Origin of the sequence: Gordonia sp. IEGM753 (genome assembly GCF_050321825.1) — a bacterium.
Classification (GTDB): domain Bacteria; phylum Pseudomonadota; class Gammaproteobacteria; order Pseudomonadales; family Pseudomonadaceae; genus Aquipseudomonas.
On sequence record NZ_JBNQGB010000001.1, the window covers coordinates 1,579,488 to 1,605,808 of the forward strand.

Annotated in this window: 33 protein-coding genes; 13 read left to right on the top strand and 20 right to left on the bottom strand. The window is 51.7% G+C overall.

Going from position 1 to position 26,321, the window contains the following annotated elements; translation table 11 throughout:
* Window positions 1–13: 13 nt before the first annotated feature.
* From ACQR3R_RS07185 to ACQR3R_RS07205, 5 genes are all read right to left on the bottom strand, one after another.
* Window positions 14–241 carry a BPSL0761 family protein gene (locus tag ACQR3R_RS07185; RefSeq protein ID WP_428271323.1) on the bottom strand — a complete coding sequence of 76 codons (228 nt, stop codon included), beginning with the start codon at window positions 239–241 and terminating at the stop codon, window positions 14–16.
* A gap of 311 nt (window positions 242–552) precedes the next feature.
* Window positions 553–1,131: a DUF6088 family protein gene (locus ACQR3R_RS07190; RefSeq protein ID WP_428271324.1), complete on the bottom strand. Its 579-nt coding sequence runs from the start codon at window positions 1,129–1,131 to the stop codon at window positions 553–555.
* A 164-nt stretch (window positions 1,132–1,295) separates the two neighbouring features.
* On the bottom strand, window positions 1,296–1,424 hold the full coding sequence (locus ACQR3R_RS07195; RefSeq protein ID WP_428271325.1) for a hypothetical protein: 129 nt from the start codon (window positions 1,422–1,424) through the stop codon (window positions 1,296–1,298).
* Window positions 1,425–1,683: 259 nt separating this feature from the next.
* Window positions 1,684–1,860 (bottom strand): hypothetical protein, encoded by a 177-nt coding sequence (locus ACQR3R_RS07200; RefSeq protein ID WP_428271326.1) that lies wholly within the window; start codon window positions 1,858–1,860, stop codon window positions 1,684–1,686.
* A gap of 799 nt (window positions 1,861–2,659) precedes the next feature.
* Complete coding sequence (locus tag ACQR3R_RS07205; protein WP_428271327.1) at window positions 2,660–2,896, bottom strand: DUF2790 domain-containing protein; 237 nt, start codon at window positions 2,894–2,896, stop codon at window positions 2,660–2,662.
* Between the two features lie 181 nt (window positions 2,897–3,077).
* Here ACQR3R_RS07205 and ACQR3R_RS07210 point away from each other — a divergent pair, with 181 nt between their 5' ends.
* The gene (locus ACQR3R_RS07210; RefSeq protein WP_428271328.1) at window positions 3,078–3,602 is read left to right on the top strand and encodes a DoxX family membrane protein; all 525 of its coding nucleotides are present in this window, start codon (window positions 3,078–3,080) and stop codon (window positions 3,600–3,602) included.
* A gap of 461 nt (window positions 3,603–4,063) precedes the next feature.
* Here ACQR3R_RS07210 and ACQR3R_RS07215 read toward each other — a convergent pair whose 3' ends face one another.
* On the bottom strand, window positions 4,064–4,471 hold the full coding sequence (locus ACQR3R_RS07215) for a diguanylate cyclase (protein ID WP_428271329.1): 408 nt from the start codon (window positions 4,469–4,471) through the stop codon (window positions 4,064–4,066).
* Window positions 4,472–4,594: 123 nt separating this feature from the next.
* On the opposite strand from ACQR3R_RS07215, the gene ACQR3R_RS07220 reads away from it, so the two are divergent.
* Together ACQR3R_RS07220 and ACQR3R_RS07225 are read left to right on the top strand one after the other, a co-directional pair.
* A complete protein-coding gene (locus ACQR3R_RS07220) occupies window positions 4,595–5,122 on the top strand; it encodes an SH3 domain-containing protein (protein WP_428272600.1) in 528 nt (175 codons plus the stop codon).
* Between the two features lie 116 nt (window positions 5,123–5,238).
* Window positions 5,239–6,051, top strand: a complete 813-nt coding sequence (locus ACQR3R_RS07225) for a DUF1206 domain-containing protein (RefSeq protein WP_428271330.1) — start codon at window positions 5,239–5,241, stop codon at window positions 6,049–6,051.
* A gap of 32 nt (window positions 6,052–6,083) precedes the next feature.
* On the opposite strand, the gene ACQR3R_RS07230 is transcribed toward ACQR3R_RS07225, so the two are convergent.
* From ACQR3R_RS07230 to ACQR3R_RS07245, 4 genes are all read right to left on the bottom strand, one after another.
* Window positions 6,084–6,908, bottom strand: a complete 825-nt coding sequence (locus tag ACQR3R_RS07230) for an alpha/beta fold hydrolase (RefSeq protein ID WP_428271331.1) — start codon at window positions 6,906–6,908, stop codon at window positions 6,084–6,086.
* A 713-nt stretch (window positions 6,909–7,621) separates the two neighbouring features.
* On the bottom strand, window positions 7,622–7,843 hold the full coding sequence (locus tag ACQR3R_RS07235) for a hypothetical protein (RefSeq protein ID WP_428271332.1): 222 nt from the start codon (window positions 7,841–7,843) through the stop codon (window positions 7,622–7,624).
* A 271-nt stretch (window positions 7,844–8,114) separates the two neighbouring features.
* The gene (locus ACQR3R_RS07240; protein ID WP_428271333.1) at window positions 8,115–8,318 is read right to left on the bottom strand and encodes a DUF2934 domain-containing protein; all 204 of its coding nucleotides are present in this window, start codon (window positions 8,316–8,318) and stop codon (window positions 8,115–8,117) included.
* Between the two features lie 74 nt (window positions 8,319–8,392).
* Window positions 8,393–8,626 carry a PLDc N-terminal domain-containing protein gene (locus tag ACQR3R_RS07245; RefSeq protein WP_428271334.1) on the bottom strand — a complete coding sequence of 78 codons (234 nt, stop codon included), beginning with the start codon at window positions 8,624–8,626 and terminating at the stop codon, window positions 8,393–8,395.
* A gap of 365 nt (window positions 8,627–8,991) precedes the next feature.
* On the opposite strand from ACQR3R_RS07245, the gene ACQR3R_RS07250 reads away from it, so the two are divergent.
* A complete protein-coding gene (locus ACQR3R_RS07250) occupies window positions 8,992–9,210 on the top strand; it encodes a DUF2934 domain-containing protein (protein WP_428271335.1) in 219 nt (72 codons plus the stop codon).
* A gap of 703 nt (window positions 9,211–9,913) precedes the next feature.
* On the opposite strand, the gene ACQR3R_RS07255 is transcribed toward ACQR3R_RS07250, so the two are convergent.
* Both ACQR3R_RS07255 and ACQR3R_RS07260 read right to left on the bottom strand, forming a co-directional pair.
* Window positions 9,914–10,633, bottom strand: coding sequence for a glycosyltransferase (locus tag ACQR3R_RS07255; RefSeq protein ID WP_428271336.1), 720 nt, complete (start codon window positions 10,631–10,633; stop codon window positions 9,914–9,916).
* A 600-nt stretch (window positions 10,634–11,233) separates the two neighbouring features.
* Window positions 11,234–11,494, bottom strand: a complete 261-nt coding sequence (locus ACQR3R_RS07260; protein ID WP_428271337.1) for a hypothetical protein — start codon at window positions 11,492–11,494, stop codon at window positions 11,234–11,236.
* Between the two features lie 234 nt (window positions 11,495–11,728).
* Here ACQR3R_RS07260 and ACQR3R_RS07265 point away from each other — a divergent pair, with 234 nt between their 5' ends.
* A complete protein-coding gene (locus ACQR3R_RS07265) occupies window positions 11,729–11,989 on the top strand; it encodes a hypothetical protein (protein ID WP_054613986.1) in 261 nt (86 codons plus the stop codon).
* Between the two features lie 37 nt (window positions 11,990–12,026).
* On the top strand, window positions 12,027–12,557 hold the full coding sequence (locus ACQR3R_RS07270) for a cupin (RefSeq protein ID WP_322268536.1): 531 nt from the start codon (window positions 12,027–12,029) through the stop codon (window positions 12,555–12,557).
* A gap of 4 nt (window positions 12,558–12,561) precedes the next feature.
* Here the strand turns inward: ACQR3R_RS07270 and cydB are convergent, their stop codons facing one another.
* A complete protein-coding gene (cydB, locus tag ACQR3R_RS07275) occupies window positions 12,562–13,563 on the bottom strand; it encodes a cytochrome d ubiquinol oxidase subunit II (RefSeq protein ID WP_322268537.1) in 1,002 nt (333 codons plus the stop codon).
* 12 nt (window positions 13,564–13,575) lie between these two features.
* Window positions 13,576–14,952 (bottom strand): cytochrome ubiquinol oxidase subunit I, encoded by a 1,377-nt coding sequence (locus ACQR3R_RS07280; protein ID WP_428271338.1) that lies wholly within the window; start codon window positions 14,950–14,952, stop codon window positions 13,576–13,578.
* A 451-nt stretch (window positions 14,953–15,403) separates the two neighbouring features.
* On the opposite strand from ACQR3R_RS07280, the gene ACQR3R_RS07285 reads away from it, so the two are divergent.
* From ACQR3R_RS07285 to ACQR3R_RS07295, 3 genes are all read left to right on the top strand, one after another.
* Entirely contained in the window at window positions 15,404–15,880 is a 477-nt protein-coding gene (locus ACQR3R_RS07285; RefSeq protein ID WP_054052561.1) for a PA2171 family ribosome-binding persister protein, read from the top strand.
* Between the two features lie 267 nt (window positions 15,881–16,147).
* On the top strand, window positions 16,148–17,371 hold the full coding sequence (locus tag ACQR3R_RS07290; RefSeq protein ID WP_054052559.1) for a zinc-dependent alcohol dehydrogenase: 1,224 nt from the start codon (window positions 16,148–16,150) through the stop codon (window positions 17,369–17,371).
* Between the two features lie 261 nt (window positions 17,372–17,632).
* Window positions 17,633–18,043, top strand: a complete 411-nt coding sequence (locus ACQR3R_RS07295) for a response regulator (protein WP_054052557.1) — start codon at window positions 17,633–17,635, stop codon at window positions 18,041–18,043.
* Between the two features lie 352 nt (window positions 18,044–18,395).
* Here ACQR3R_RS07295 and ACQR3R_RS07300 read toward each other — a convergent pair whose 3' ends face one another.
* Window positions 18,396–18,662: a DUF1652 domain-containing protein gene (locus ACQR3R_RS07300; RefSeq protein WP_082356743.1), complete on the bottom strand. Its 267-nt coding sequence runs from the start codon at window positions 18,660–18,662 to the stop codon at window positions 18,396–18,398.
* Between the two features lie 327 nt (window positions 18,663–18,989).
* Between ACQR3R_RS07300 and ACQR3R_RS07305 the strand changes: the two genes are divergently transcribed.
* Window positions 18,990–19,238 carry a DUF6555 family protein gene (locus ACQR3R_RS07305; protein ID WP_054052552.1) on the top strand — a complete coding sequence of 83 codons (249 nt, stop codon included), beginning with the start codon at window positions 18,990–18,992 and terminating at the stop codon, window positions 19,236–19,238.
* Complete coding sequence (locus ACQR3R_RS07310) at window positions 19,199–19,528, top strand: hypothetical protein (RefSeq protein ID WP_428272612.1); 330 nt, start codon at window positions 19,199–19,201, stop codon at window positions 19,526–19,528. Before ACQR3R_RS07305 ends, ACQR3R_RS07310 begins: the two co-directional genes overlap by 40 nt.
* A 263-nt stretch (window positions 19,529–19,791) precedes the next feature.
* On the opposite strand, the gene ACQR3R_RS07315 is transcribed toward ACQR3R_RS07310, so the two are convergent.
* The 4 genes from ACQR3R_RS07315 to ACQR3R_RS07330 form a co-directional block, all read right to left on the bottom strand.
* Window positions 19,792–20,181, bottom strand: coding sequence for a hypothetical protein (locus ACQR3R_RS07315; RefSeq protein ID WP_428271339.1), 390 nt, complete (start codon window positions 20,179–20,181; stop codon window positions 19,792–19,794).
* A 1,151-nt stretch (window positions 20,182–21,332) separates the two neighbouring features.
* On the bottom strand, window positions 21,333–21,551 hold the full coding sequence (locus ACQR3R_RS07320) for a hypothetical protein (RefSeq protein ID WP_082356742.1): 219 nt from the start codon (window positions 21,549–21,551) through the stop codon (window positions 21,333–21,335).
* Window positions 21,552–21,903: 352 nt separating this feature from the next.
* Window positions 21,904–23,460, bottom strand: a complete 1,557-nt coding sequence (locus tag ACQR3R_RS07325) for a PAS domain S-box protein (protein WP_428271340.1) — start codon at window positions 23,458–23,460, stop codon at window positions 21,904–21,906.
* On the bottom strand, window positions 23,405–24,226 hold the full coding sequence (locus ACQR3R_RS07330; protein WP_428271341.1) for an alpha/beta fold hydrolase: 822 nt from the start codon (window positions 24,224–24,226) through the stop codon (window positions 23,405–23,407). Before ACQR3R_RS07330 ends, ACQR3R_RS07325 begins: the two co-directional genes overlap by 56 nt.
* Window positions 24,227–24,581: 355 nt before the next feature.
* Here ACQR3R_RS07330 and ACQR3R_RS07335 point away from each other — a divergent pair, with 355 nt between their 5' ends.
* Entirely contained in the window at window positions 24,582–24,806 is a 225-nt protein-coding gene (locus ACQR3R_RS07335) for a hypothetical protein (RefSeq protein WP_259495827.1), read from the top strand.
* A gap of 84 nt (window positions 24,807–24,890) precedes the next feature.
* Window positions 24,891–25,388, top strand: a complete 498-nt coding sequence (locus ACQR3R_RS07340; RefSeq protein ID WP_322268546.1) for a short chain dehydrogenase — start codon at window positions 24,891–24,893, stop codon at window positions 25,386–25,388.
* Window positions 25,389–25,953: 565 nt separating this feature from the next.
* Here ACQR3R_RS07340 and ACQR3R_RS07345 read toward each other — a convergent pair.
* A complete protein-coding gene (locus tag ACQR3R_RS07345) occupies window positions 25,954–26,319 on the bottom strand; it encodes a response regulator (protein ID WP_428271342.1) in 366 nt (121 codons plus the stop codon).
* Between the last annotated feature and the right edge of the window lie 2 nt (window positions 26,320–26,321).

The window sequence follows — 26,321 nt, forward strand, 5'->3', positions numbered from 1 at the left end:
AGACAGCTTTGCTTCAATCATCGCCTGGTAAGCTGAAAACGGGCTCGATGAGCCCTGTTAACAAAGCGGGTTGCTCCTCGAGTCGGGCTGCTAGCACCATGTCAGCTTTGCTTGGGTAATGTCGCAAAAGAAACTTGGCATCGCGCCGAATTTTTTCGGGAAGTGATTTATCGCGGTATAGCTCAACTAAGAATTCGCGAGTCTGAATCACCGCGCGAGTACGCTCTTCCGGCATGGTCATTTTGATCTCCCAGCAGCTTCAGCAAAAGTTAAGGATGAAGGTTGATGTAATATGCAAGCTCCACCGTACACCCGCGTCTGTCACTTACGAAAGGCGCACACCGATCAGCTTAATTCAAGCTTGGTCATCATCCTTGCTAAAGTTCTAGGTCGCAACGGGCGAACGGTATGTGTGCGTTCATATCAGTTTTTGAGGGCATAGCCACGATTGGGTGGCTGATGGCGTTTGTACACCCGCTCACCTAGTCAGGGCGCAGCTGCTGACCAAGGCAGCCATAATTCCTCGCCATCGCGCTAGCTCCAACTGATAGGTTATGAGGTAAGGCAGGACCGCATCCATTTCGGCATTTTGCAATCTAGAAGCTTGCGAAATTCTTCATTGCTCAACGTATCAGTGATTTTCGACAGAGTCTCTTTGGACATCCCCCGCTTTCCAACGTAGTGGAGAGCTGTGAGTACTAATCCTAGATTGGTACCGGCATGCTGAAGGCGGTCTTTAGATACATGCTTGAGACGCACCAAGGCAATCCCGATTTTGATTTCGCGTGAAGAGCCGCTTGTATAATAAGTTGGTAGCACCTGCATTTGTGTGCTGAGGCCTAACCTGCGGATTGCCTCCGCTCCATGTACCTGTATCGTCTCACCGTTAGCTGTGGTGATTAACTTCATAACTGTGAGGGGGCTCGGACGCACTGGACCGATGTAGCTGTTCAACTTGGGGCGCATGTATACGCCTCGGGCCACGCGTTCTAGTAAGCCTGCGAGTACCAATTTGGAAAGTGCTTTATTGACCGCAGAGCGAGAGCCGACGGAGGCGAACTTCGTGCCGATGAAGGGCTGCCCTTTCTCCAGGCGTTTGACTCTCTGGTAGATGACGTACGCAACGGACACAAATGCCTCCCCCAATGGGAAACGCAGAGCTGACCCTTCAGCACCGGCGCACTACACGCCCAGTATGCATTCAAATAGCCAGGCCCGCAGTGTGTGTGACTCGCTCAAGTCGTCTGATAGTCCAAATATTCTGACCCGGATATTGCATGGTGCACCCTAGCCGTTCAGTGCCCGATCGCTTGCCAGCCTCCCCCCAGGCTCTGGATCAGCGCGACACTTCCCTGACTGAGCTGGCCCTGGGTGTCCCGCAGGTTCTGCTCGGCTTGCGGCAACACCAGTTGCTGGTTAAGCACCGCAGCAGGGTCGAAGGCAAGGTCAACGGTGGCCGAGGCAGGACGAAGGTGAAGTTATTTCGAGATGCTACAGCAGACTCGCTCGGTGCCACGCCCACCAGCACCGCCAAGGCATGTTCGTATTGCTCGCGATCGCGCAGTGAGGTCTGCAGATCGGCAATTGAGGTAGTACCAGCAGTTGGTCGTTTGTGGCAACACCCTGGGTGTACTGGGAATGGATCATGTCCAGCAGCTGCTGATTGATCTTCTGTTGCTGTTGCTACAACCGCACATCGATATTCATCTGCCGCAGTGCGAAGTAGTTACTGGCTACGCTGGAGCTGATGGACAGCCGCACCCCAGCCAGCAAGGCATGGGATTGCTGGGCCGTCGTTTGGCTCGACTCAATGCTACGGCGTACCTCGCCCCACAGGTCCGACTCCCAACTGGCGGTCAAGGTAGCGCTGACGCTGTTCTTGACCTCGCTTGAGGTGGTGTTGGTGGTGCTATCGCCGCCCTCCCCCCGCGAACCCTACAAGCCCACGCCAACCGTCGGCGACAGCCCGGCCCGACTCGAGCCACCTGCGACTTGGCCAGACTGGTCTCGGGTATTGATTCCAACGTCCAGCCAGGCTCATTTTTAGTTGGTTGCGACAGGCTGAGAACGGCCATGAGCGGACGTTCATTGCAGGTCAGATTACGGCCCAGAGTGTGTAAAAACGCTTCGTCAAAATTGAAGTGTGCGCGTCTCCGTTAAATCTGAAATTTATTGGCCCATCAGCAGATGTAGATTTCGCATAGAAGCGCGATTTCCAGTTCGATTTTGAGTACCTGTCGCGCCGAAAAACGTTTTTACACAGCCTCGGCCATTAGCGGCCTCTCAGATCCGGGTAGATCCATTTTGCAAGGGATAACTCGCATGCCCCAACCTTTTTCCGTCCTGCGCAAAAAAACGCATTCACTCACCTCCTAGAGTCACCAGTAATCCGAATAAGAAACACCAGCGTGAGCTTAGATTGGAAAGATGGGCGGCCTGCAGTCATGGAACTGGCGCTCATCTGGATAGCCAAGCTTGTTAGAGGCTGGGATAATGGGCGCTGCACTTTGAATGTAAACAGCGAAAACGCAGGTCTTATCAAAAAGGTTCCCAGGCTGAAAGTCAGGAAATCGAGTAGAGTTTTTACTTCTAACCATCAAAATCCCGACCAATAGTCAGATAACCAACCCTTCACTTGATGCTGGGGAGAACCTGATCTCTATCCACCTTGGCAACCGTTGCCCATAACTTTGTACTTTAACTCTTTGAGCTCGCCAGCCGAATTCTTATACACCATCGTATTTTCGATAATTCCGCCTGCATCAAAGGGGATCGGATCCACTCGCACCACTTCTTTAATGTCAAGCTTATCTTGGGTTTCAGGTGCGTCCTTTGCAAAAGCTGTATGTGTACCCACCATTAAAACCGCTGCAACCAACATAGATGCGAAGCGCATAATTACTACCTAAGTCAGATTATTGAATTAATAAATTTATGATGTAAGCATTACGGCTGGATTAACGAATCTATAACAAATTGTTTAACTTTGTGAACTGGTCAACTTAATCCTAGCTTAACCTTCGAAGGCTGGAATATCACAACAAATTCATTCAATACTATCGAGCGAGCATATAAGTATGATAGATACAGCGGCAGTCAGCTCTTTCTTGCGAAGGCTATTAGGACTAACTCTAAGCCTTCCAACGCAGAAAAAAATTGTTGAGATTGCACCACTGATGATTCGTTTGATAGTGGGTTACGGATTTATGGCTCACGGGTTCGCAAAATTTTTTCGAGGCCCTGAATCATTTGCGGTTGTGTTGCATGCGTTAGGGACGCCAAATCCGTACCTAATGTCAGTTATCACAATTGTTATCGAAATTTTTGGTGGTCTGGCGATCCTTCTCGGTGCGTTTATTACACTTGCAAGTATCCCCATGATTATCGTTTTGCTTGTTGCAACCTTTACTGTACACCTTCAATACGGCTTCAGTTCAATTAAGATTCTGGCCATCACTCCTGCCGGTGCTCAGTTCGGGCCTCCAGGGTATGAGACTGACCTTTTATACTTAGCAGGACTTCTAGCCCTTGTCATCGGCGGGCCCGGACGATTTGCAGTCGATACGCTACTGAGAAAACGACTAATTAGTAAATCTAACTAAAACAAATTAAAGGCTGCCTCCTGTATTAAAAATACTAATCATCGGCTTCATTCTTGTTCAAGAGTTTGGGGCCGCATACAAAATGATCAACAGGGTAGTGCTTATCCTGCTTTTTACAATAAAAGATTTGTGTTTGCTCATCGTTGCCGTGGGTGTGTCGCCCATAGACACTTCCTTCCATCACTCCATCACACTCGGTGTTGATTGGCCCAAACAGAGCACGTCAAGCCAGTCGTTTTAGCGACAATGCCTCGTGAACGTCTGCTTCGGGTCGTTTTCAGCCGATCACGACAGGCAGCATTCGATCCAAAGTAGTCCCTAATCAGCAAACGGGGCAGATGCATTCGACCTGATCGCCGGCGGATATTAACCATTGTTTCGAGTTGCGTAGAAGCTCCCTTCAGCCCGCTGCTGCCGGTAGTTAGCTCCAATCAAAAATGCAATCTGCAACGAGAAAATCCTTAACTGGACGACATTGCAGATGAACATACCCGCGCCCTGCCGGCGTTCTTCGCTTCGTAGAGTTGCTTGTCCGCAGCTTCTATCAAAGCCTCGAATCCTTGTTCGCCAGCGGCCGTCAATGTCGCGACGCGTAGAGAGATAGTCATCACGCGATCGACATCAGAAGCAGAATGCTCGATGCCCAACGCTCGGACACGCTTTTGCATTTTTTCTGCAATGTCGACCGCACCCGAAAGAACGGTATTGGGCAGAACGCAGGCGAACTCCTCGCCACCGTACCGAGCGACCAGGTAGTAGGGGCGTCTACTCAGCGAGTCCAGACACTGCAATGTCGAGATGGCCGAGTGGTTTCCATCCCTAGGAGAAAGACAGCGATTGCTCGCGACGCTTAATTTGGGAAAATCCAAGCTTTTAGAGCTAGGTAGGCTGCGGAAAATGGAAGCTTGGCTAAGCTCGCAATAGGTTTATGAAGCCAGGCTGGTCAGGGAAGACAGGCTGGGTAGTGCTTGTTTTGAGGGAGAGCAATGGAAATGCGCAAGAAATCTCAGTCATGGTTTGTCCCACTCCTGATTCTTTTCGCTGTCCTTTGGGCGATAGGCAAAAAAGACACGCCTCCCGCTCAGGTGCAACCGAGCCCCCCTCCCACTCCGAATACTCTGGTCTCATCTACCCCGGCTCCATCACCGACACCTGCCCCCTCAGTTGATCAATACGTAAGCGCGAACCAGCTCAATATCCGGGATCAGCCCGGCGGAAAAGTCATTTCCAAGCTGAGCCGAGGAGCCAAAGTTCAGGTCTTCGAAAAACGGGATGATTGGGTACGCATAAGCGTCGATGGCCAACCTGCGAAATGGCTTTCTTCCAAAAGTATTTGTGCCGGATCGAATTGCTACAGCGCCTCTAAACCGAAACCATCGCCTTCGCCAGTAAAACCAACCCAGAGGCAGACTCCAGAATACGGATCCTCCTGCCCTTGTTCTTCGGGAAACGTTTGCATCGGGCCAAGAGGCGGTCGGTACTGCATTACTTCAGGTGGCAATAAGCGTTACGGTGTTTGAGCGATTTTCGAGCGGTAGATATTCTCGATCACGAAGTCAGTGCAGTCTTCGATTTGGTATCGAACCCCTTCCAGCGAGAGGGGTCTGCTTTTGTACTACTCTCGGGAATAGATCCAATGTCCGCGCAACACAACCTTGTAATACTCGCTCGGGGAGGATACGCCGCTCGAGGAGTGCTTTATTTGATCATCGGCCTCTTCGCGTTGCTGGCAGCGCATGATTCGACAAAACCGAAGGACAGCCACAAGAGCCTGGAAACTTTACTAGGCCAGCCATTCGGATATTTTTTAGTTGGTCTTGTGGTGGCAGGTCTGCTCGCATTTTCGGCTTGGCGTGTCTTGCAAGCTATGCGTGATGTCGATCATCACGGCAAAAAACTTAAAGGAGTAGTAATTCGCACTGGTCTGTTTGCCGGAGGTTTGGTCAACGCCGCTCTGGCGTTTTTTGCAATGGGTCTACTCATTAGCGGTATTAGAAGCTCGGGGGATTCCGGAGGGCAGACCAAAGACTGGCTAGCGCATCTTCTGTCTTGGGATCACTCGAATTTGTTGGTGTACCTGATCGCTCTCATTCCGCTTGGTGTTGGAATTGCTCACATCATCAAAGGATGGAAGGCGTCGTTCGAGAAATATTTTGAGGCCGACGAGGACGTCATGCGGTACGTCCGGCCAGTGTCTCGGTTCGGTCTAATAGCCCGTGGATTCGTGTTTATAGAAATTGCCTTACTGCTGGCAATTAGCGGTTCCACTTATCAAGCCATGGATCCACCAGGTATGAAAGAAGCCCTCGACGCTCTCCAGAATCTTCCTGCTGGATGGCTGATTTTGATTGTGATGGCCCTGGGGCTAATTGCCTTCTCGGTTTACAGTTTCTCTGAGGCTTTCTGGCGCAAGATCAATATGGATGTGCCTGGAGTATCGAGACCATAGGGTGCAGCGATAATGGCGATCCACCTCTCGGATTAGAGCAGGAGCGGCCTCAATCTGCCGCTGGCGGTCATCGGCGCCGGCTCTTCATCATCGTGCTGCTGGCAGAGGAATTCTCGTATCAGTTTGGCAGTTCGCTTGGCGCTGGTGACCACGAAAAAATGCCCCTCGCCCTTTAGGACGTGCACTTCGGCACGGCGGATGCTGCGGCGCAGGATATGCGCGTTGTACGTCTGTACCAGCGTGTCGCGGTCGCCGGTAAGGATCAACGTTCGTTGGCGCAGACGGAACAGCCGCAGCAGGCTTGTCCAGCCGACCAAGGCAGCTAACTGGTAGTAATAGGTTCGCGGATTAACGGTGAGCATACCTTTCACCACACCGAAGCGCACCAGCGCCTGTATCGAATTACGCGAGCCTTCTTTTTTGTGCAGTTTGGCGCCTTTGAGGCTGCCAAAAAAATCCAAGATGTCTGCGGGCTTCACTAGAATCATCGGGCCAGCAGAGGTCGCCGCGAGGATCAACCGGCGCACCATGCTCGGGTAACGCAGTGCAAACTCTTGCGCCAATGCACCGCCCCAACTCACGCCGAACAGATCGACTTGGTCGATTCCCAGCTGCTTCAGCATTCCGGCGATCAAGTCGGCATGGCGCTGCAGGCGCATTGGCCAGCGGGGCATTTGCGATTTGCCGACTCCTGGCACGTCCAAGGTAATAGTCGTGTAGTCCATCAGCTCATCGCGCAGAGGATCGAAGGTACGAATCAAACCACCCAGGCCATTGAGCAAGAGTAGCGGTGAGCCTTGCCCACAGAATGAAACGTTCAACTGCAAGTTTTCAATGGTCAGTTTGTGCGTTGTCATTGTTGTCCCCCTCGCTTCATGTCGCTGAGATGGCAGCGGTAGATGATGACTCTTATTGTTCAAAGCATGGTCTCGATTATGGATTCTGACCTAGCATGGCTCCGAACGATCCAATAACAAGTGTTGGGTAAAGGAACCCTCGTCCGTACGCAGCACCTAATGATTGATCCTAGAATTTGAGAAAGACGAAATGCACATATCTGAGACAATCCAAGTCATGGAAGCGCTATCAGCCAACGAAGCAAACCTCAAGCTTCATGAAGGCTGGTCATTGATCTCTGTAGTGGTCACAACCCATCCTAATGGTCAGCTCCACCCCTGCTACATTCTCGGGAAATCGAATGCATCACCCAACCATCAGAAGCCCGATTGACTAGCGTGGCATCCACATAGCGATTCAGCTCACGAATCTGTGCTGGGAGGATATTTTGGCTAATCTGGATTGGGTTCAATGGCCAGCGATGGTTGTGACCGTTCTCGCCGCATGGCTAATCGGATCGCAGCGACCAGGACGACGAATGACCGGGTTTGTATGCTTCAGTTTGAGCAACGTGTTGTGGGTGACTTGGGGAGTGTACGCGGGGGCGTATGCGTTAATCGTCTTGCAGATTTGCCTTTTCCTTATGAACCTACGCGGGTTCAAAAAGAATTTTAAAGTCCAGCAGAAGTAAACCCCTCACGCGCATCGACGGCTCGCAGCTTTTCTCAACTCTCTATGTTCCCTCACCAACGCCCTCCACAGCTTGGGCATACCGTTTAGTCGTCTCGATTACCAAGCTTTCCCGTTCTTCGCGACTGATGAAACCTTGTTTTAGATATTCTTCGGTAAGCCTCAGTAATTCTTCGTGTTGCACTTGAACAGTCTTTCGAATTTCAGGCTTGTCCATCAATGACTGCCACATCTCAAGCGCCTGCGCTTTCCGATCTTCATCCATAACTAACGTTCCCGACTATGTGCGGAGAACCGTGGAGCGGCGCGATGTTCATCTGATACGACGTGTGGCAAACTCAGGCCAGCATCATCTGAATAAACATAGGCCACCCGCCTCCAAAGCAAAGTTGCAGGGTTTGGATCTGACCTTATAAGGGATCGGCACATCAAAGCTATCACCTAAGGCGCTTCTCCCGGATAAGAAAGAAGCTGGGTGCTACCCCTTCGACGCCTTCATCTTCCCCGCCTTTCTAGATGCAGCGTCTCCACGCATATCACGTGGAGAAAGCAAAGGTATCAAGTACATCGCTTTTCACGTTATCAAATGCAAGTTTACGCGCATCAGATTCTTGCGCTTGCACCTGGGCTTGAAGCTGCTCCCGCGCCAGGTGCCAGTAGAATTGCGCAGCTCCTTCTGGGCAAGCATCCTTCTCCCACAGTGCATACGCTCGTTCGCGGATGGCTGAATCGTCAATCATGACCTTCTCCTCAGTGATCAAGGTGTCGCTCCACAGCCCTCAATTCGAATTGATGTACTCGAACCTCCTGCCTCTTATATTAGCCTTTGCTGTGCTCCGGAGAGGTTGGCCCCTCCTTGATTCCCCGTGGGCCCGCCCCACCCCCAAACAATCAATCCCAAAACGGGAAAGATTATGAGACCAATGGCCCAGGCTGCTTTTATGCTCACGGATTTGTCACTACGAAAAACGCTGATCGTTGCCCATAGATCTACAAGCAAAATGATCACAGCGACGGCGATAGCGAAGTAAGTGGTGGCTTCCGACATGATTCGACCCTCCAAGCGCTAGTAAAACTTAGGCCTCGGCGTCATGCCTGCGTTCAAACCAATTTATTTTTTGCAACAGACGAAGCAATGCGACGCGTGACCTCCATGACATCGACTTCTGACAATCGGGCGAGGCGCATTGCATGGAATCAGAACTCAGCCGCTAGTCGGCTTGTCTTTTCTCCAAAGTACCGCCACACATTTGTGGCTTGACCGAGACATAGATGTGCATGCGAAATCTGACCAACAGCAATGATGGAGCCTGTCATGGCGCCTATGCTTGATGCTGTGACGAATAGGGAGACACAACTGCTTTCTCCCGTTGTCCCGAAATTCACTCAGTGAGCAATGGGAGGAATTTGATGATGGATGAGCAAAAAATTCGAGAAGCTGCGTATCGGCTTTGGGAGAAGGAAGGCAAGCCTCAAGGACAAGACTTGGAGCACTGGTTCACTGCTGAAAAATCAGCAGGCGAAGGGGATTTTGACAGTTCTACCTCTGGCTCAACATTAGGGAACGAAAATGCCCCGTCTCCAGCTGACTCTACTTCCGAGGCTGAGAACCCAGATAACGATGGTCGTTAAAGCTTGAGTTGGATGAAGCCACTACTAGCGGATACCCATCGATAGCGCGCACGCATCGAATGCGCGCTATCACCGTGAATTTATAGGGTGTCCGGGTGTGAGGGGATACTCTGCAGCCGTCGCAGGTTTAACCACTGGCACTCAGCCTCAGCCTCTTGTCGACTCAAAAAGGTTTCTTGCGAGCGCAACTTTTTCTCATTATCGTAAATGTTAAAACCTATTGGCGCTGTTTTGCAGTATCCGGACGTTCCCTTACGAGAGGAGCCAGTTTCAGTGGGGACTGCAGGGACAACAACGAATCTTGGGATCATCTTCACGTCCTCACAGAGATACCTTCACCATAGGTCACATCTGCAAAAGTCTTCCTCTGTTTCCGATAAGACACGCGAGCTTGCGATTACTCTCTTTGAGGTCTTTCGTGTAGACAGTCGCGCTTGATGTATGGCGCCATGTCGTCAGGATCCTCGATACCCGTTGAGATTCTTCTTGAAGCCTCGGGCGTTCATTCCCAGCAGAACACATTCGAGGATTATCAACGCGTAAGCGTCTGCGTGGAGTCCCCAGACAACCCACAAAGCATTACTCGAAATGAACCCCCAAAAGGCGATCATGCGCCGACGTGGTCGTTGCGAGCCAACGAACCAAGCTGAGATCACCGTTACTACCATGGCGGGCCATTGCACAAAGTCGATGTATTCCAAACTCATCCCCACCAGGCCTGCAATTCAGGAAGCACCAGCACTGACCAGAGGGTTAAGTAGAGGACTCCAAGCGTAGCGCCGAGAGAGGTCAAATACTCGCCAAACCCGCCCCGACATTTGAAATCCCGGCGTGCGCTGGTAATCACCGGGTTCGTCGCTGTCCAAACAATGCGTGCACCGATCCTCTCAAGATCGGCCACCAAGTGAACGTCTTCATGTGCGGCAAGATGCTGAAAGCCACCGGCGTTTCGATACGCTTCGGCGCTTAGTCCGAGATTAGCTCCGTGAATATGGCGATGGTTCTCGACGAATTGGTATAACTCGAGATACTTGGAACGTACCAGGTCTCCATGCTCATTCCAGTTGTCCACTTCAACTGTTCCACATACCGCATCAGCTTTGAACTCAATCTGGCGAGCGAGCCAGTCGTGAGCAACGACCGTGTCGGCATCGGTGAAAGCTAGCCACTGTGCGCCTGCATTAAGCAATTCCTGCGCTCCAGTCGCTCTGGCCTTACCCACATTCTGAAAAGTGGCCTCGAGCTTTGCGACACCCTGAGCCGAGACCAACTGCGCGGTGTTGTCCGAACAATCGTCCAAGACGACAAGTATCGTGACCAACTGACCATGCAAGTCTGGATGCCCCGCAGCCACCAGGACAGACGACAGGCAGTCGGTGATGTGGTTTTCTTCGTTATGGGCGGGTATCACAACACCGATCATTGGCGTTCTCTCGTTCAAGCAAATTTTTAGCTCTCCAGTTATCGACACCCGGCTTTAAAAGAAGGTTTAAAGAATCTACATCATCGCAAAGATCTGCTTCATGACGTCCTCAGCAGGAAAAAATCATTCGGATCTAGCTTCAAAGTCCCAATCCTATGACTGATTCATCAAACGAAATGCAGTGGGGCTGCAAATCCTTCGATTGGGCATACACTCAGAGCCAGGCTTTTATGACGCTGGCACGTTTTGCACCACTAAGGAATCAATGAGTGTATTTTATTTGGGAAGGAATTTTGCCAATTCTAGGAGTCGAAGTCGTCGTAGAAGACGATCCGACCTTGCGTTCACTGATGGTGGATATCGTCGCTGAAAATAGGTGCCAAGACTCTACCGACACGCGCTATGCGCTATAGACCTGTCGTTCTGACCCTGATACTCATCTCCCTAATTTTGGTAACGGGTGCGGCATTGAGTTTCTTTAGCCTGTTCGGGGCCTAGTAAACCTCCGGCGGGAGCTGGTTCATAACATCACTAATCAGCCCCCCCTAATCACTCGGCGTTTATGGCCAAAAGCGGTACCTAAAATTGGCCGAGTCGCGCCTACTGGTTGTTTCGACTGCCATCAACACTGGGTTGATCGACGACCATAATCTGTGCCAGCCCTACCAGTTCAACCTGCTTCAAAATCTCGTCTGGCGTCGCGTCAGCAGTGGGCATGATCAAGCTGTTCTCACCGTCCCCAAAATGGAGCTGTAGCAAGTGCATCGCGGCCTCATGAGCGGACAACCGAGCCTGCTTGATTTCAAATTGATGCGTGCGGGGCTCGCCTTTGAACAGGTATTCAATCTTGTAAATCTGCATGGTTGGATTCTCCTATCGGGTGCCATTAACAAACCTGACTTACAGGTCAGTTTTTAGTTTAACTGCAGATCCAAAAATCGGTTATCGACGGAGCTTCATGCGCCTTGATACGCGGCCTGCAATCGCCAAGTGCCGTCAGCCCTTGGCGTTGAACTCTTCTGTCATGGATACCGTCTAGCACATAGAAGCGGATAGAAATTAAGCTTTAAATCTCTGGCGTTATAGGACATATCCATGACCGACCGCGCACGTTTGAGTTACTTAAACGACACCCTCTTCGGCCCCATCGCTAAAACAATTGAATGCGACGTACTCATCACGCCCATTACGCCAGGTGCCTTTCAGGTACAGGTTATGTCGCCGGTGCCAGATGACCTACACAAGGCCCACTCCTTGACCATTATTCTTTCTTCAGGAGGACAGCGCTTGAACGGCACGGTGGCTCACGCCCGCAGACTGGAAAATGCTGATTTGGAGTTGCAGATCGATACATGAAAAACCATCGCCGCATCTAGGTCTCGGAGATCCTTAAATGAACAAACCGCGAGCTGAGACAGCTACCGTTCAAACCCTGATGCTTGAACGCAACCAATGGGTTCCCAACAACCCGCGACTGCCGGTACTCATTTACCCAACCGCGATTGCAGTTCAAGGCAACGATCCGGCTGCACTGTTCGAGCGAACCTTCATCGCCAATGGCTGGCCACCACAATGGCGATATGGGGTTTACAGCTACCACCACTACCATACTGAAGGTCATGAAGTGCTTGGCGTCGCCAGTGGTTGGGCTCGGTTGATGCTGGGTGGCCCGGATGGTCATGTACTTGAAGTCAGTCCAGGCGACGTGTTGCTACTGCCTGCCGGCACTGGCCACTGCAATTTAGACTCAAGCGAAAACTTTCTGGTCGTCGGTGCTTATCCGCCGGGACAACATGCAGATATCTGCCGCGAGGCACCAACCAGAGCCCAACTGGCGAGCATCGACACGCTGCCGTTTCCCGACCAGGATCCGGTGCAAGGCTCGCAAGGCGCCGTACACCGGTATTGGGCTGGCCAGCGTTGAGAAGTCAATCACGAACGGCGCGAACCTTTCCGCTGAAGACTCTGAAACCGTAGGTGTTGTAGATAAGCGTCACCGGGATCAGCACGGCGAAACCGACCAACATGAACATCTGACTGGTGGGACTTGAGGCGGCTGCTTGCAAGGTCAGGTTAGGCGGGACAATCAATGGAAAGAGCGCTGCGATCATCAAGGCGAACGCCGAGATGAAGATCCCCAGTGCGGCGAATAGAGGCAGATAGTGCCGGCGGCTTCGAAAGCTCAAGGTGAAGCTGATCAGCAGTGCAGTGGGCAATATTGCGGCTGGCAGCCAGACCAGTGGATTGGAAAGCCGCTGCGCATATCGAGCATCCAGCGTCGCTGTCCAGACCACTAACACGGCCAAAAGCACCGTGGTTACGATGGCCAGCACCCTCGCCTGTCGACCTGATCGACATTGCAGATCATCTACAGTACGCCAATACAGCCAGCACGCGCCCAACCACATATAGCCCAATACGAGCACGGCGCCACAATACAGCGGAAACAGGCCCGACCATTCCCAGCCGTTCCCGCTGTACTGCCCGTTCTGATACGGCACGCCTTGTACAAGCGTTCCCAGCACTATCCCCTGAGTAGCCCCGGCTAGCAGTGAACCGATCAACAGCAAGCCATCGACCATTCGCTTCACACGATAGCTTTTCGAGTAATCGCGAAACTCCAGCGCTACTGCGCGAAGAATCAATGCCAGGAACATCGCGATAAATGGCAAATAAAGCGCCGGCAACAGGATGGCGTAAGCCAGCGGAAACAACGCCAGCAGACCGCCGCCACCGAGCACAAGCCACGTTTCATTGGCGTCCCAAATCGGAAGGATAGTCACCGCCATGGCCCGTCGATGCTTACTGCAACGAGTAAGACCCAGCAACACGCCCACACCAAGATCAGTGCCATCCAACAGCACGTAGTTCAATACCGAAAACCCCAGCGCGGCAGCGGACAACAGTGTTATCCAGTCGGTGTCCATCATGGATGTCAGCCCTCAAGATTTACCTGTCTCGTCCGCCAAAGTAGGTTGTGGCCCAGGCTCGTCTTCGTGAGGCGGCTCGCGCAATAATCGCAGCAGCACCCAAAGCCCCACACCGAAGATCACCAGATAAAACGCCAGGATTGTCCACGTCGCCCCTATTACCTGCTGACGTGACACCGAAGACAGACTGTCAGCAGTGCGCATCAACCCATAGATAGTGAAGGGCTGACGGCCAACCTCTGTAACAGCCCACCCACTCAGCATCGCCAGAAATCCGGCAGGTGCCATCAGCACACACCCTCGGAGCATCCAGCGCGCGGCATATAAACGATGTCGCCAGCGCAGTACCACACTGAGCAGCCCCTGCCCCATCATCATTAGTCCCAAACCGACCATGAAACGGAACGCGAAGAACACCGCAGGCACCGGCGGGATGTCCTCAGGCGGAAACTCATCAAGCGCAGCTATGGTGCCGCTCAGGTCATGTCGCAAGTACAACGACGCTACACGCGGAATCGCCACCTCCCAATGGTTGCGTCGCTCAGCCATATCTGGAATGGCGAATAAACGTAATGGCTCCCCCTCACCGTCCGCCGGTCGTGTCCAGGAACCTTCGATGGCGGCAACCTTTTGCGGCTGAACTTTAAGGCTGTGCTCACCATGAAGATCCCCCACCAAGATTTGCACAGGTGTAAGCACCACGATCACCCACAACGCCATAGAGTATGCGAGACGAGCTCGCGGGTTCTGCGATTCACGTAATAGCTGCCAAGCGCTGATACCGGCCACTAGCGTGGCGCTGCCTATAAACGCGGCCAACGTCATATGCGTTAACCGGTAAGGGAACGAGGGATTAAAGATGATCGCCCACCAGCTTTCGGCTATGAAACGCCCATTGGCTCCGAGGGAATACCCGGCGGGTGTCTGCATCCAGGAATTGGCCGACAAGATCCAGAAGGCGCTGATCAAAGAGCCGAGGGCGACGGCGGAGGTGGCGAAGAGATGCAGACGAGGGCCAACTTTTTTCATTCCGAATAACATGATCCCGAGGAAACCTGCCTCCAGGAAAAATGCCGCCTGCACTTCGTAGAACATCAACGGGCCAAGAATATCTCCTGCCTGAGTCGAAAGCCGCGACCAATTCAGCCCGAACTGGTACTCCAAAATCAGACCTGACGCTGTGCCTACCGCAACGTTAAGCGCAAACACTTTTAACCAGTAAAGATAAACAGCCAGGTAGATCCTTTGGCCGCGCCATAGCCACAGTGCCTCCAGCACCATGAGAAAATTGGCTAAGCCAATGGTGAAGGCCGCCAGCACGATATGAAAGCTTATAGCAATCGCAAACTGAGCACGCGCTGCCGCCAGAGCTGAATCAACTGCGTTCATACCACCCACCCACCGTTTGCAAGAACGTAAGCGAGTCGACCGTTTTTTGAAGAGTGCAACGACTAGAGACATCGCTAAACGGGCTATCGAAGGTAAGCATTACAGATGTCCAATGTGCAGTATTGTCGGTTGACTCTCGCAATCCGCAATGATTCATAACGCCAAGAGAAGGCCAAATACCGCACATTGTGAAACGGACTCGAAGGTTTCTCCGGAAAATTTTTTATCTTGAAACAGGTACAACTGCGCATCCCGTAAACTGCAACCCATGAAAATATCAACCTTGCAAAATACACGAGAAAATCAATTCAACAGGCATCTCAATATATTGAATTAGTTGATATTTATCCGATGGTTATGGTTGGCACATCCTATGCAATCAAACGTTTCTGCGTAGCGTTGGCAGATTGATCGACGCGCGTCTAACCGTGATAACCAGAGGAGTCTCGACATGAACGCCATTGACCTCTTGAAAACAGACCACGAGCGCGTGAAGGCCATCCTCACCCAGCTCAGTGAGTCGACTGAGCGCGGTATCAAAAAGCGCACTGAATTACTGGCCAAGCTAGAGATGGAAATCACCATCCACACCAAGCTGGAGGAAGAAATCCTCTACCCAGCATTCAAAGAGGCTGGGGGTAAGGAGCAGGACGTAATGTATTACGAAGCGAAGGAAGAGCACCGAACTGTAGACTCTCTGGTACTCCCAGATCTGAAAGCGACAGATCCTGGCACGCCAGAATTCTCTGGTCGTGTGAAAGTAGTAAAGGAACTACTGGAGCATCACATCGAGGAAGAAGAAGCAGAAATGTTTCCTCAAGCTAACAAGCTCCTAGGTAAGGCCAAACTGAATGAACTCGGACAGCAAATGGAAGACATGAAAGCGGCGTACAAAAAAGCGCTTTCGAGCTCAAGTCTCGCGGCTTGATTGAACTGAATGGCCTGGCTAAGCGCCGGGCCTTTTTGTGTCCAAAAAAAGCCCGCAATTTCTGCGGGCTAATGAGGTCACTCACGCGAGCAATCCCGCTCGTACATGTTTGAGGTTTATCCATCGCAGAACGTTTAACTGAATAGAGATCAGGCAGACCAACGGCACGGCGCAGCCCGCTAGTCATCTCCCGTTCTATTTCTCTGAACTAACCTTTCCCATCGCTCCTCTCCCACTTACCACTAAGTTATTGAGGGGCAAGAAGTCATGAGAGCACTCACCTACCACGGCGCGCACAGCGTAAAAGTCGATACTGTTCCTGATCCAGTTATCGAGGATAGCGACGACATCATTCTTCGAGTAACAGCCACCGCGATTTGCGGATCCGACCTTCATCTTTACCGAGGGAAGATCCCAACCGTCGAACATGGCGATATCTTCGGTCACGAGTTCATGGGCATCGTTGAGGAAACAGGTTCAGCTGTCACTGCTGTACAGGCGGGTGACCGGGTGGTGATCCCTTTCGTGATCGCCTGCGGCAGCTGCTTTTTCTGCCAAATGGATTTGTTCGCCGCGTGTGAAACCACCAATACGGGGCGCGGCGCCATTCTGAATAAAAAGGCCATCCCACCGGGCGCCGCCCTTTTTGGCTTCAGCCACATGTATGGCGGCATTCCTGGAGGGCAAGCCGAGTTCGTGCGTGTTCCCAAAGCTAATACCGGGCCTTTCAAAGTCCCTGGGACGCTGTCGGACGAGAAAGTTCTGTTCCTCTCGGACATCCTGCCGACCGCCTTCCAGGCCGTGACAAACACCGGCATTAGCGCTGGGGCAAGCATTGCCATCTACGGCGCAGGGCCGGTCGGATTGTTGAGCGCCGCCTGCGCGCGAATGCTGGGTGCTGATCAGATTTTCATGGTTGATCACCACCCCTATCGCTTGGCTTATGCAGAGAAAACTTACGGCGTGATTCCAATAAATTTCGACGAAGACGATGATCCCGCAGACACGATCATTCGACAAACCAAAGGCATGCGGGGCGTGGACGGTGTCGTGGATGCGGTAGGTTTTGAAGCCAAAGGCAGCACCACCGAAACGGTTCTTGCGACCCTCAAGCTCGAAGGCAGTAGCGGCAAGGCATTACGCCAATGTATCGCAGCGGTTAGACGCGGCGGAGTTGTGAGTGTGCCTGGTGTGTACTCGGGCTTCATTCACGGATTCCTATTTGGTGACGCTTTCGACAAGGGGCTGACCTTCAAAATGGGACAAACCCATGTGCAACGTTTTCTTCCAGAACTACTCGGCCACATCGAGACGGGTCGCCTTGCCCCGGACGTCATCATCAGCCATCGCATGTCACTGGAACAGGCCGCTGAGGGATATAAAATCTTTGATAAAAAAGAAGAGGACTGCCGAAAAGTTATTCTGACACCTGGCGATAGCCACATCGCTAGTCCGGAGCGCGATAGCAGCGCAACACTGTTGACCACCTAAGTCTATCGGTAAGTGGAAAGGACGAGATGGTTCAGTTCTTTATCGAAAACTCTCGTCCTTTCATTTGGGGGGCGATCCGAAAATGGTAACGGTTTTCCACCCTGGTCGGCCTCGACTCTCCAGTTCGTTCAGGTATTGAAGACGATCTGTGATCTGTGTCATCAATAGATTCGCAAGGGGCCACAAAATCCCGAAATGCGAATACACTCACAAACTGACTCATCAAACGCCGGCAGGTGCGCTCGGCTAAGGGATCTCTGATTGATCGTACAGTGGGAAGGTTTTTTGCCTATTGAAGGATCGGTGATCGTCATCGAAGACGATCCGACCTTGCGAGCGTTGATGGAGGAAATCGTATCGGAGGTCGGAGGGAAGGCAATCTCCTTTGAGACAGCAGATGATGCGTTAACCTATTTGCTTCAAACTCATGAACAGTGTCGTTTGGTGATCGCAGATCACGGCGTACCCGGCCAGATACAAGGGATCGAATTTATCGAGATGGTAGGTAGTCGATGGCCATCGATTTCGGCAATCCTGACCTCTGGATATCTGATAGATCCTGAGGCAGTGCCGGCTTCTAGCATCTATCTGCACAAGCCGTGGTCATTAGATGATCTGGTTATCGCAATGGCGACTTTGTTGCAGCCTGGCATCGCGATTCATAAAGCCTGATTCACAGGATCGGAGCTGCGAGGTAGACTGGGATGGACTCGATTGTTCCTCTCATCAGAAGCTTGGTTAAAGCTTCCTCTATCTCATCAGCGGCACCGTGTTTGTGCTCCGTGAGTGACCACTGCCAGTAACGATCTGCCATCAGGCCGCCTACCGCTTCTGCACATAAGGCATCACAGCTCACGCCCATCTTTGTGGCTGATGCGATGACCGCTAAGAGTGCTTGCTCAAGTTGCTGAGTTCTATCGGAGGACAAGATACCGACTCCATGAAAAATGAAGCCGTAGTATGAGCCGATATCAATTTGACATCAAAGGCGATCTATAAGGTTGATCCTCCCGCATCTATCTGCTCAATGCCCCGGAGCTCTGCATTCGCTTGATTCAAAGCTGGTTTTACGTGCAGCCATCTCACTGCGAAGCTCGCCTATCAGTTCGGCAATCGCACGACTCGAATTAAGTGGGGCCGTCGACACACCAGTGACCAAAAGCTCAACGCTACCTGATGAAGGCTCTGTGACCTTGATCATCAGCGAACCATCCAGGTTCAGGGTGCAAGAGCAGGACAGAGGCAGGAAACCGCACTCAATAATATGTCGGAGTTCAAGAGCGGAAATCATCACGTTCTCCTAAGGGCAGTGTTCATTGATTGTTGTCCAAATTCGCAGCTAGTCAAAGGCTCGATGAAGCAATTTCGACACGCATTTTAAGACTACTTTTGCTGAAACGTTGCTGCTGCCTGTGTGCACTGCAACGCATTTCTGACAAAGAATTACGCATCGCTCTGACCTTTCTATTTCGCAGCTGTTCGGGGTGCCAATCAAAAAACGAGGAGATTTCGAACGCAGAAAGCCAGGCTAAAAAAACGCCCTCAAAGAAAGACAGAAAAACGTTGGAATTTTTTCTGAGAGCACCACTCTTTTGCCTATGAGCGTAAGGAGGGACTCATGAGCCTAACGGATATTTTCGTCATCGAGTACAAGCTTCACGGGCAGCCAAAGTCATTCGTCATTCGCGCCAAAACAATGCGCAATACAGACGCATGGCATTGGGCAAGCTGCGATGCAGGCCTAGCCCCAATTCCTAAACCTGGTAAACCTCCGTTGAAGGTCGTGTCAAAACCTCAGGCAGAGCGGTACGGTGTCACAGATGTGAAATGGCGCGAGACAGCTGCCCTGAATTGGACGGATGCCTAGACAAAGATATTTTACGTAGCGATATCCCTGCGAGTTTTAGTGCAGAAGAGGAGCAGTCAGATGCTGAAGCAGATGCCCGCGATGAACAAACCGACATTCTTGCGAGCCAAGTGGGCATCGACGTGCGACAGCTAATCAGCACCTTTCGCGCAAAGGTTTTCCGCCAAACCCGTCATGGGCTTTGCCATCATAGTCAGACAATCGGCTATGCCCAGGCGCCCCCTTCTTCGATTTTCGAGATGAAGCTTTTGCGCCTTCTGCCAATGCTTCGACTTGGTCGGCAGCGGTAACGCCGAACTGGCCAAATTGCGCACCTGCTTTCTATCTCAGACAGCCGAGCGCCTCAGGGATGTCCTACTGCAGCTGTTGAAAATCCTGAAGCGTCCCATCATGGTGGCGCGAATGTCAGGCAATCGGCACCTTCATGAGAAAAGTGGTGCCTTGCTCCAAATCAGAAATAACGTCGATGGATCCTTTATGTGAGGAGACGATTTCTGAGGCCATAAAAAGGCCTAAAGGGAGAGTCGCGATATTAGTAGCTTACCCATGAACTTCAAATGGGGACTGAGCCCCAGCCTTTCTCATTGATGTACATGATTGACGCATCGCCGGTTTTCACAGCTATTTTGATGTTCTTGATCAATAAGTCAGAGCAGCCTTGAGCCGGTAGCGCTGAAAGCCTGTGCACGCCCATAGTAAGTCCAAAATTGGCTACCTCCCCCGCTCCAAAATCGGCAGCGGGCGTCCCATCTATAAAAAAATGGATCGTGCACTGGCCATCATCTGATTCGTCACGCACCACGACCAGATGGGCATCTGATCGATTGGTGAAACCGTAAAGCCTCGACGTTGGAACCAGGTCGGCTTGATCTGGAGAATAATGTGACAACTGAACGCATCCTGAAATCGCAGCAACTGCAGCAAGGAAAATGATAGATTTCATCCCTTCCCCCAAAAGTTCTTGCACCAGAATGTGGAAATGTTAGAGGCCTAACGTCAAGGATCTAAGCCTCTTTTCAAGCACATCCTCGAAATGCGCTAAAAGCAAATCACATCGATCTTGGGTGAGGCCTGACCAACAAGAAATTCCCAATATGAAACCCTCGGCCTTCGCTCCATTTTTTCACAGCAAGAATCATCGATCCAGCATTTTCAATATCATGGATTATCCTCTCTGCTCGACGCCTTATCTCCTTAGGCAGATCGCCTGTATGGTCGCTCATGGCTTACCTCCCGCCTCCTCCAATAATGCATTTCGCTGGCAGCCGGAGCATCACGGCCATATGCATTAACGGACAGAAATGACCGGTTGTAGTTTCGATTTTTTGGAGTACAGGAGAGTCGTTGGGGGCCCATCAAAGCGGTCGGCAGACGCTGGGGCGCTCATCACACAACCGCGCTGGCTTAGACAGCTTCTTGGATTCTTAGCGTGGCAGCCCGTCAGGTGCGATTGCAACGTTGCTGGTTAGCAGACGAAAAATCCTAGAAAACTGCGCATGGCCGCCCTAATTGCTGGAGTTCAGAACCTGAATTGGCCTCGAGCCTGTAGGTTTGGGGAGTACATTGTTAATCGCTGCTACGGCGTTCGATACCACTTATGACGCACAGACCTATCTGTTCAAATCATACGACCAGTGCCGGCTGTGAGTCGCAAACCACAGGGCTTCTGGTAAAGTTTCGAGCTCACCGAACAAATGTGAAGTGCCTGCCGGTGCATGAGATCGGCCATCACGCCTGGGACATTTTGTGTAATACAGCTCGGGATGTCTCAGTCACCTAAATCAAAGCAACATTTCTACCAGCTATTCTTCGAGGTCGGAGGAGCTAACCTAGGCCCCCTCGCGTGTCGTTTGAATGCTGCTCCAGCTCAATGGCCTCAAGTAGATATTCCCGGAGCACACTCATCAGGCGAAACGAAGCGAAGCTAGCCTCCGCATCGGATTCTTCCTTAAAAGCTTCCGCCTGCTCGGGAGTTTTGCACCGGTATCGATATCCTTCACGGTCTGTTGCTTCGCCATAGAAAACATCGCCATCGGGACTGGTAAGCCTCACTACCCAGGTCATAACGGCTCCATCGAGCACATAGCGCCGGCCTCAATCATGTGGTGAAACACGTTTGGGGTGATCTTCTGCAGGTGTACTCAGAAATGCATCCCAGAGTGCATACGCATTACGCTGTCTATTGGCCGCCGCATCCCATTGATGCCCTGACACACATCTCGATGCAACCAGCGTCATCATTCCCATCGTAGCGGCGTCAAGCTCAATCAAAAGCTCGTGAGATTTGATCCTGAAATCTTCAATCGATGTCATTGCTTTTTCCTCCCTTGGAAATTGAGCCTATGAACTGATGTCTCATAGGAGGTTGAGTATGGCAATTCGAAAGTATTCAAGCGCCCTGACCGCCGGCAAATTACTCCAACGGAAATCTGTCACGGCTATTCGACGACGCTAGGGCATCAATTCATCGCCCTAGTACGAGGTGCGCGCAAATTTTCTTACGATTTCCGTTCGAAGAATATTGATAAACGCAGACGCGGATGCCTGTTCAGCTTTCGGGCAACCAGTAGATGCGCCCCAGGAAAGTTGCTTAGTCACGCCCCTAGCCGGTGACGGTGACTATGACAGCTGAGATTTGATCACGGAGTTCTGTGAGTGCCTTCCCTCAGATCGGAAACAAAGCCTTGAATGTTGTCCCAGCATCAATTGTAGAGGTAACGGAAACCGTGCCACCGTGTGCCTTTACGATTTCGCTTACGATGAAAAGCCCCAAACCTACGCTGCGGGTATCTTGAGGAAGATTGACTCCGCGAGTCATCGGGCTAAAAACAGTGGCAAGGAAGTCTGGAGGAATCGGTGTACCCCAGTTGTGCACCAACAACTCAAAGCCCAATTTCGTAATGGAGGATGTAACCGTCACGGGACGGTCTTCCGCACCGTAAGTGACCGCGTTAGAAATTAAGTTACCTGCCAATTGCGCAAGCCTATCGCCATCCGCGATACATAAACCATTGCCATGTGTTGAATGGACAAGCTCTCGTTTGGGATAAACGATTCTGAGTTGCTCGACGGTTCCCGCGATGAGCAGATGAAGATCGGTGGTCGCTTTCGTAATTCCGATACCACGCCCTATACGCGCCTGCGTGAAGTCCAACAAGTCGTCGATGAGCCTGCGCGCTCTTAGCGCCGCGTCCTGAGCGTGACGAACAAATTTTTGCTGCTTCGGCGTTAATGCCTGGCGATCAAGCATTTCCATGGACATTGATATCACCGAAAGAGGGTTACGCAGGTCGTGACTTACGATCCCGATCATCTGCTCGGAAAAAAGGGCGCGATCTTCAGCCGCAGCTTGCTCACGTTTTACGTCGGTAATGTCATGAAGGATGCCAACAAACTGAACAAGCTTATTATCAGGATCGAATGCGGCGCGACCAGTCGACAGCACGGTACGCTGAACGCCGTCAATTCCGTTCAATCGATAGATGCAGCGATATTCCTGAGCTACCGACTCAAGAGCCGCCGAAAAGAGACCGGCTTCCCGGTGCTGGTCTTGGGGCTCAATGAAGGTTGAGTAAGCGGCTGCGGAAACAAACTGGCTAGATGAGTAACCAAGCAGGCGCGCGACGCTCTCATCGTAACGGCGCTCGCGTGTCACAGGGTCGACATCCCAGACATGCATCTGGGCAGACTCTAACGCAACCCGCAGCCTGGCATCGGCTACCGAAAGATCTCGCTGGAGCGCTAAGTGTGCTTCGAGTGAATCCTCTGCCTGACGCTTGGAAATCAATACTTCTTGCTCGAACCGGTGCCTCTCGATCACCACAAATGCCGAAACCTCATCGAAAGTGCCACCCGAGTGCTCTCTTCTTCTCACGTTGACAATCATCGGCACTTTTTTTCCGTCAGACGTTGCAAACTCAAGCTTTACCTCGGAAATGGAACCTTGCATTTCCAATAAAGGTATCCAATGAGTTTGATGAAAAATTCGCCCCCCGATGGTAAGCAATTCTTGCAATTTACGATGGCCAATTAACTGGTCTTTCGGGTATCCAAGCCATTCGCAAAAAGTGGTGTTCACCCGGAGGATTACTCCGGCCTTACTCGTGACAATAAGGGCACATGGAGCGTACTCATAAAGTGAGTCAGCACCAGGAAGCGAGTCGGCATCAGCCTGCATCAGCGATTCGACTCTGAACGCTTTCAATAAAGCTTTGGATCGCATCGATGCAGAGACCAGGTGCGCTGAGGTGCGGACAGTGGCCCATGTTTTCAATCACCTCAAGTCGATTATCGGGAATCACCTTATGAAGGTAGTGACCAACCTCTACGGGCGCGATGATGTCCTCGGACGACTGAATAATCAGTGCTGGTGCCTGGAGCTTGGCGACATCATTACGATTGTCCGAAAGGAATGTCACCCTCGCGAATCGCTTTGCAATGTCTGGATCTGTCTGGCAGAAACTATTAGTCAACTCGACGCCAAGGTGTGGTTGTCCAGGCGCGCCCATGATGGCGGGAGCCATGGAGCTCGACCAGCCAAGGTAATTGCTTTCCAGAGTCTCCAAGAGAGAGTCGATGTCTTCCCGGCTGAATCCGCCAAAGTAATCCCCATCGTTGATGTAGGAGGGAGAAGGCCCAACCATCACATGCGCTCCGATAAGGCCCGGACGCGTATTGGCAGCGATTACTCCAGCCATAGCACTGACTGAATGCCCCACAAATATGACCGGCCCGCTGGCAAACTCATTGATGATTTCGACGATGTCCTGTGCGTATCCTTTCAAGGTTGAATATCTTGCAACCTCATAAGCCGAAAGGTCAGACTTACCACACCCTACAACGTCGAAAAGAATCGTTTGATAGCTTTCTGAAAAAGCAGGCTCAACCAGTCTCCACATATTTTGATCGCAACCAAAACCGTGCGCAAAAACCAAAGTGGCAGGGCCCGAACCTCGAACGCGAACGTTGTTGCGAATTTGTACAGACATGTTTGACCCTGCGTCGATGGGGATTGGATTCGTTGAAGCGGGTTTTGGCAGTCTACGTCGTGTGCCTCAACTGCAGCTGAGAGGGGGCTGCATAGCTCGCTCGCTACCTTGTGAAAGATATTATAGGTACGGGGCGGCCAACGAAGCATGAATAGGCGTCAGACAAACAAGACGCCAATGAATTCATTCGAGCGGATGGTTAGCAGTGAGCCACCAGTATAACGCCTTGTGAGCTTGGGCTTATGTCCATGACTATGCCTGCTCATTGCACCAAGAGCTCACTGAAAGACGACGGTTCAGCTAGGCTTTCCTCATCGAAAGCTCAAGCCTCATCGAAAGCTCAAGGAAGATCCCCATGCCAGATAGCTCTGAAGCGAACATAGCAGCAGCAGACGCTCTCACACTGCTACTTCACAACCAACATGCAATCTGCGCGGCCATTGAAGAGGTAACCAACTGGCTCTCTGAAAGCGGAGCGGAACACATCGCCGCCAATGCAATCGCATCGATGGAAACGCTCGACAAGAATGCTCAAGGCATCACAGATGCCATCATGCGCCTACGTCAATCCTACGCTTAAACGTCAGCCTTTCAGTCATCTCGATGGAACGTTGCGCCAGACCCCATCCTCTATCGCAACACCAGCGAATCTGAGGACTTCATCATGATTGACCCAGCAACCGGTATGAAGGCAGGCGAGCGCTACATCGTAAAAAGTCTCGGACGCACACGACATTTCCCAGGCTTCTTCCTCGACGGGAAATATTACCTCTGCCCCGAATTGATGACGGCCATAGGTTGGCTGGAAGGACAGCAGTTTTATTACGATGAGCTTGATCCCACGGGTGAGCCAGTATTTCCCGATCGACTTGCCGGCACTGTCGAAGACCTCACCCTGATTCTCGCGGACGGTGCGCGTTTGCCGTTAAACGAAATGCAGTACGAAGCAGAGATCGATCTCTCTGACATTCCGATCAGTCTTACTCCACCGGCATCAGGAGAACGACATGCTCCGACAAGCGATCAACACGGAGCTGAGGGCATCCGGATGTCAGGTAAACATCCCTACCCAATACTCCTGGCGGCGGGCGCTGCACTGATCCTGGGAATACTGTTTGGGGTCAAACAAGCTAAACGCCTTCCTACCCGAAAGCTGAGGTAGTCGTACTTCGTGAATTCTCTGGAGAAGTGCCCTTTGAAAGGTCGTAGAGAAGTAATGCATCCAGTGACCCCAGACGGTCGTTACTTCGTTGTCCAAGGACAGCTGTGGCGATGTTCCAATCCTGCACTGAAAGACGATGAGCGGCAGAGTCTTGTAAACGAGCTTATGGCAGCTCGACGTGACGTTAAGAAAGCAAAGGCTTCGGGAGACGCCTCGCAGGTGAAGTTAGCTCGGGGAAACGTACAAAAAGCCAAGGTAGCGCTCGGGGAACGGGGCCCTGTTTGGTGGACAGATGGAAGGCAAGACTTCAATATGCGCCAGGTCACCAATTCACCCTATGCTGAGTGGTTCAGCTCGCTTCTTGAATCTGATTAATTTCCGGCTCAAGGTCGATATCTAATTAACACAGGCGGCTAACAAAAAAAGGCCCTCAAGGGCCCTTTTTTGTACTCAATGCTGGCAGACCGACTTTATCAACACAATCGCCTTCCACACGCCCCCACCGCAAGAGCATGATTGCAAGCAGATATCGATTGCAATCGAAGTCGTATGATACGCACTGCGCTCAATTTTTTTTTGCAAGCAACTTTTCAACTAAATCTATGACTTCCAAGATTTTGAAAGGCTTGCGCAGAAATGAAGCGTAGCCAGAGCATCTTTCCGCCACAGTAGGCTCGGGCAAGGAACTCATCAATATTATGGGTATTGTCTTAAGCTTTGGATGGTTGGACAGGGAGGCAATTAGCGCAGCCCCGTCCATCACCGGCATCATAAAATCGGTGATCACCAGATCTGGACGCGTTTCGCCCGCTTTTTCTAATGCTTGCCGTCCGTTAGCCGCGAGGATCGAACGATGGCCCTCATCCTCAAGTACGTCCTCAAGGAGGGTGGCTATACCAAACTCATCATCGACGATCAGGACGATAGCCATAA